Annotated in this window: 3 protein-coding genes; all 3 read left to right on the forward strand. The window is 69.5% G+C overall.

The window, feature by feature from the left end:
* Positions 1-192: 192 nt before the first annotated feature.
* On the forward strand, positions 193-1,527 hold the full coding sequence (locus tag ACTHL9_RS05920; RefSeq protein WP_440517920.1) for a UDP-glucose dehydrogenase family protein: 1,335 nt from the start codon (positions 193-195) through the stop codon (positions 1,525-1,527).
* A 49-nt stretch (positions 1,528-1,576) separates the two neighbouring features.
* The gene (locus ACTHL9_RS05925; RefSeq protein WP_440517921.1) at positions 1,577-4,903 is read left to right on the forward strand and encodes a DEAD/DEAH box helicase; all 3,327 of its coding nucleotides are present in this window, start codon (positions 1,577-1,579) and stop codon (positions 4,901-4,903) included.
* Between the two features lie 257 nt (positions 4,904-5,160).
* Positions 5,161-5,820 (forward strand): transglycosylase family protein, encoded by a 660-nt coding sequence (locus tag ACTHL9_RS05930; protein ID WP_440517922.1) that lies wholly within the window; start codon positions 5,161-5,163, stop codon positions 5,818-5,820.
* The last annotated feature ends 145 nt before the right edge of the window (positions 5,821-5,965 follow it).

Genomic DNA, 5,965 nt, shown 5'->3' on the forward strand with positions numbered 1-5,965 from the left:
TGCGCTCCTACGTGCGGGACCTCATCGGCGACGACGCGAAGCGAGCCGCGTTCGCCGAGGCCGCCGTGCAGAGCGTGCAGGGGCGGACGTGGCCTTCGATCTGCGGGGAGCTCGTGCGCCATTACGACGACGTCATCGCCGCCCGCGCGCCCCTTGCGGTGCGCTGAACCCACCAATCCCGAAAGGAACTCCATGAAGATCTCCGTCATCGGCTGCGGCTACCTCGGTGCCGTCCACGCCGCGACGCTCGCATCGATGGGCCACGAAGTGGTGGGCGTCGACACCGATGCGGACAAGGTGGCGCATCTGGCTCGCGGCTTCGCGCCGTTCTTCGAACCCGGACTCGAGGAGCTCCTCGCCGAGGGTCGCGCCACCGGCCGGCTCAGGTTCACGACCGAGATGGACCTCGTGGCCGCCTGCGAGGTGCACTTCCTGTGCGTTGGCACCCCGCAGTCGAAGACGAGCGAGATTGCCGACCTGACCTATGTCGAGGCCGCCACGCGCTCGCTTGCGGTCCGCGCGAAGGCGGGCTCCGTCGTCGTCGGCAAATCCACCGTGCCCGTGGGCACGGTCCAGCGGGTGCGGGGATGGCTCGCCGGCTCGGGCGCCGCGCTCGCCTGGAACCCCGAATTCCTGCGGCAGGGCACGGCGGTCAAGGACTCCCTCGTGCCGGATCGCCTCGTGTATGGGGTGGACGACGGCGATGCTGCCGCCCCCTTGGTGCTCCGCGCGCTCGACGAGGTCTACGCGCCGCTCCTGCACGCCGGTGTGCCGCGGATCGTGTGCAACTTCGCGACAGCCGAACTGATCAAATCGGCCGCGAACGCCTACCTCGCCACCAAGCTCTCCTACATCAACGCCATGGCCGAGCTGTGCGACGCAGCCGGCGCCGACGTCACGCAGCTCTCGGCCGCGATGGGCCTGGACCCCCGGATCGGCCAGCGCTACCTCGCCGCCGGGCTCGGCTTCGGCGGCGGGTGCCTGCCCAAGGACATCCGCTCGTTCCGGGCGCAGGCCCGGGGGCTGTCAGTCGATTCGGTGGATATGTGGATGGGGCTCGTGGACCGGATCAATGTGGATCAGCGCGCGCGGGTCGTCTCGATCACCGCGGAGCTGTGCGGCGGATCCGTGGCCGGTCGGCGCGTGACGGTGCTCGGCGCGGCCTTCAAGCCCGACACCGACGACATTCGGGACTCCCCCGCGCTCGACGTCGCGCTCCGCCTCGCCCAGGCTGGCGCCCACGTGGTGGTCACGGACCCCAAGGCGATCAACAATGCGTGGATGCGCTACCCGCAGCTCAAGTTCGACCCCTCGGCGAACTCGGCCTGCAGCGGCGCGGAACTCGTGCTGCTCCTGACCGAATGGGCGGAGTACCGGGCGCTGAGCCCGGAGGAATTGGGCGGGATCGTGGCACGGCCGGTCATCATCGATGCGCGGAATGTGCTCGACTCCAAGGCGTGGGGCGCCTCCGGCTGGACGGTCCGCGGGCTCGGGACGGCATCGGGCGCGGCGGTCCCTGTCTCCTAGCGCCCGGCCCTCCAGTTCCCCTGTCGGAGGGGCGTGGGAGGATGGCATCGTGCCCCTCTCCCCCGTCCCCGCGGACCTGCCGATGGTCGATGTGCACGGGCTCGTGAAGTCCGTGGGTCCGACGACGCTGGCCCGCGCCACGGCCTACGCCCGAGGGGGCCACGTCCTGAACTTCGACTGGAACCCGCTGGCCGGTGAACTCACGGCAGAGGTCCAGGGCAGCGAACCCGAGCCCTACGAGTGCCTCGTCCGCATCCGTCAGGCGCCCGGCCGCGACCTCTACGAGGGCGGCTGGTGCACCTGCCCCGTGGGGAACGACTGCAAGCACATGCTCGCCGCAGTCCTCGCGGCCAACGAGCAGACCGTTCGGGCGCGGATGGGTGTCGCCAGCCCGGTGACGAAGAAGGCGCGGCAGCCTGCGTGGCGCACAGCCCTTGCGGAGATCCTCACTCCGGAAGGCGCCACGCCGGGTTCGACCCGACGCACGCGGCTGGCCCTCCAGTTCGAGGTGCGGGACCTCGATGCTCACAAGCGGAAGAAGTACGGGCTCGTGTACGCGCGTCAGCACCAGGAGGGCATCAAGTTGGGCGTCCGCCCGGTGAGCGAGGATCCCGGCACAGGGCGCTGGAACCGCGGGAGCCTCACCTGGTCGACCTTCGGACGGCGCGACTACGCGGGCAGCTTCGACCCCGCACAATTCCGGGTCCTGCAGCAGGTCCAGCCGCTCCAGCTCGCCGACGGCGGCAACTACTGGCGCCCGAACGACCCCTGGATCTACGTCGACGACTTCAACAGCTCGCTCTGGTGGACGGTGCTGCGGGAGGCGAGGGCCGCGGGCATCGAGCTCGTAGGATCCAAGAACACGGTGCAGATCCACCTCGCGAAGGGGGTCGAGGTGGGTCTGGACGTGCGGGAGGCGGACGACGGCGGCCTGACCGTCGCCCCGTCCCTCGCCTTCGAGGGCGAGGAGGTTCCGGTGTCTTCTGCGGGACCCATCGGGGACCACGGAGCGTACGCCGCGCTGCGCCACGGCAAGGACGAACTGATCGTCCTCGCCCCGTCCTCGCGCCCGCTGACGGACCGCGAGCGCGCCCTCCTGCATCGTCATGAGCCCATCCACGTCCCCGACTCCGATCGGGACCTGTTCTTCGGCGAGCTCTACCCGGACCTCGCGCGGAGCCTGGACGTCCTCAGCAGCGACGGGAGCGTGCAGCTTCCCCCCATCGAGCCGCCAGTTCTGGTGCTCACCGCCACGTTCGCGCCCCAGGATCGGCTACGGCTCGCCTGGCACTGGGACTACAGAACGGGCGACGACGTGCGGCAGCTTCCGCTCTACGCGGGCCGGGGCGCGCACGAGGTGCGGGACGAGGCGGCGGAGGCTGCCGTCGTCGCCCGCGTGCTCTCGGCTCTCGAGGACAGCGCGGTTGCCGGGCGCTCGCTCGGGGACGCCACGCTCGCCGACCTCGACACGGCGGACTTCGTCGAACGGACGCTCCCGGAGCTGGCGAAGGTCCAGGGGCTCGAGGTGGTGCTCGTCGGCGAGAAGCCGGACTACCGCCGGCTCGACGGGGCACCGGAGCTCGTGCTGAGCGCGGTGGAAAGCGAGAAGCGCGACTGGTTCGATCTCGGCCTCATGGTGACGGTCGAGGGGCGCAAGGTCGCGTTCCAGGACATCTTCGTGGCGCTCGCCCGGGGGCGGACCAAGATCATGCTCCCGGACAAATCGTGGTTCCGGATCGACACACCAGAAATCCTGCGGCTCAAAGAGCTCATCGACGAGTCGCACGAGCTGCGCGAATGGCAGGCTCCGGGTGGGGCGCCCAAGCCGCCGCAGCTGAGTCTGTTTCAGGCGGGGCTCTGGGACGAGATCGCGGAGCTCGCGGGCGAGACCGTCGAGCCGCCTCGGTGGCGGCAGACGGTGCAGGCGCTCCTCGATCCGAAGGCTCTCGACCCGGTCCCAGCGCCTGCTGGTTTGGCCGCACAGCTTCGCCCTTACCAGCTCGAGGGCTTCCAGTGGCTCGCGTTCCTGTGGCGGCATGGGCTCGGCGGCGTGCTCGCCGACGACATGGGGCTCGGCAAGACCCTGCAGACCCTCGCCCTGTTCCTGCACGCGCGCGCGGAGTCGAATGCTGAGTCTGAGGCGCCGTTCCTCGTTGTCGCGCCCACTTCGGTGGTGCCGAACTGGGCCTCCGAGGTGGCCCGCTTCGCGCCGTCGCTGCGGACGGTCGCAGTCTCCGACACGCAGGCCGCCGCCGGCGTTCCGCTCGCCGAAAGCGTCAAGGGCGCTGACGTCGTCGTCACCAGCTATGCGCTCTTCCGCCTCGACGCCGAGGCCTATTCCGGGCTTCCTTGGGCCGGGCTCGTAATGGACGAGGCGCAGTTCCTCAAGAACCGTGCGACCAAGGCCCATCAGCACGCGCGGGACCTCGACGCGCCCTTCAAACTCGCGCTCACGGGCACGCCGCTCGAGAACAACCTCATGGAGCTGTGGTCGCTGTTCGCGATCGTCGCGCCGGGGCTGTTCCCGACCGCCCATGTGTTCTCACAGGACTTCGCGCGGCCCATTGAGAAGAACGGCGATTCGCGCAAGCTCGCCCGGCTGCGGCGCCGCATCCGGCCCCTCATGCTCCGCCGGACCAAGGAAGCCGTGGCATCCGAGCTCCCCGAGAAGGTCGAGCAGCGACTCGAAGTCGAGCTGTCTCCCCGGCACCGGCGGCTCTACGACCAGTACCTCCAGCGCGAGCGGGAGAAGGTCCTGGGCCTGGTCGAGGACCTTGACCGGAATCGGTTCATCGTGTTCCGCTCCCTCACACTCCTGCGGCTCATGGCGCTCGACCCGGCGCTCGTCGACCCCGCGCTCGATCGCGTGCCGCCCGCGAAGCTCGACGTCCTGCTCGAGCAGCTTGCGGACGTCATTGCGGAAGGGCACCGCGCGCTCGTGTTCAGCCAGTTCACGTCGTTCCTCAAGAAGGCCGCCGCCCGCATGGACGCCGAGGGCATCGCCTACGTGTATCTGGACGGGTCCACGAAGCGCCGCGGACAGGTGGTCCAGTCCTTCAAGGAAGGGGACGCGCCGGTCTTCCTCATCTCGCTCAAGGCAGGCGGCTTCGGCCTCAACCTCACCGAGGCCGACTACTGCTTCCTTCTTGATCCCTGGTGGAACCCCGCCGCGGAGGCCCAGGCAGTGGACCGCGCGCACCGCATCGGCCAACAGCGCGCGGTCATGACGTATCGCCTCGTCGCACGGGGGACGATCGAGGAGAAGGTCATGGAGCTCAAGGAGAAGAAGGCCGCCCTGTTCTCCTCGGTGATGGACGACGATGCCATGTTCTCGTCCGCGCTCACGGCCGACGATGTGAGAAGTCTCATAGACTAGATTTGGTCACGATTTGGCAACAGCGGATTTCTACCCTAGGGTAGGTCAAGGTTCGATAACGGACTGACTCCTCGAGAGGGTACAACGCCGACGCCAGCGCGCGCCGTCGGCTGCATATGCCGGGTACTGCCATCCACCGTTCGCCGCCGTCTGCGCAGTCACCAACGTCCTGACCTCAATCAGTCAGGGGCCGGCGGCGCACGAAGACTTCCTTGGACGGAATGAGTGCCGGTGGAGTCCCGAGCATCTGAGAAACCATGAAGAAGAAAACCTTCAGCACTGCCGCACGCCGTTCTCTCGCCCTTGCCGCCATCTCCGGTGCCGCCCTCGGCGGTGCCGCACTGGCCGCCCCTGCCGCCAACGCGGCCAGCACCTCGACCTGGGACGCCATCGCCCAGTGCGAGTCCGGCGGAAACTGGGCCATCAACACGGGCAATGGCTACTACGGCGGCCTCCAGTTCAGCCTCGGCACTTGGCAGGCGTACGGCGGCACCGGGATGCCGAACCAGGCGTCCAAGGACACCCAGATCGCCGTCGCCGAGCGCGTCCTCGCGAGCCAGGGATGGGGCGCATGGCCCGCCTGCTCCGCGAAGCTCGGCCTGTCCGGCAAGGCTGGCGCCAACCCGACCCCGGTCCAGGTTTCGCCCGCCCAGGCCGCTCCCGTCCAGAAGGCCCCTGCTCCGAAGGCCGCTCCTGTCCAGCAGGCCCCGGTCCAGCAGGCCGCCCCGCGCCACGCCTCGCAGGTGCCCGTCACCGGCCAGACCTACACGATCAAGTCGGGCGACACGCTGAGCGCCATCGCCCAGCAGCTCGGCATCAAGGGCGGCTGGCAGCTCCTGGCCGACGCCAATGCGAGCACCATCTCCAACCCGAACCTCATCTTCCCCGGTCAGGTCCTTCAGATCCCCGCGGAGTAAGGCTCCCATCCCCAAAGCGGTGCCCCCGGTCGTCCTCGGCCGGGGGCATCGCTGTATGTCGCCCCACCCCGCCCCCGCCGAGGTCGGGCCCCCTGCCGCCGAAGTCGGGCCCTCTGACGCCGACGTCGGGCCCCCTGCCGCCGAC

The organism is Sinomonas sp., assembly GCF_051955515.1.
Classification (GTDB): domain Bacteria; phylum Actinomycetota; class Actinomycetes; order Actinomycetales; family Micrococcaceae; genus Sinomonas.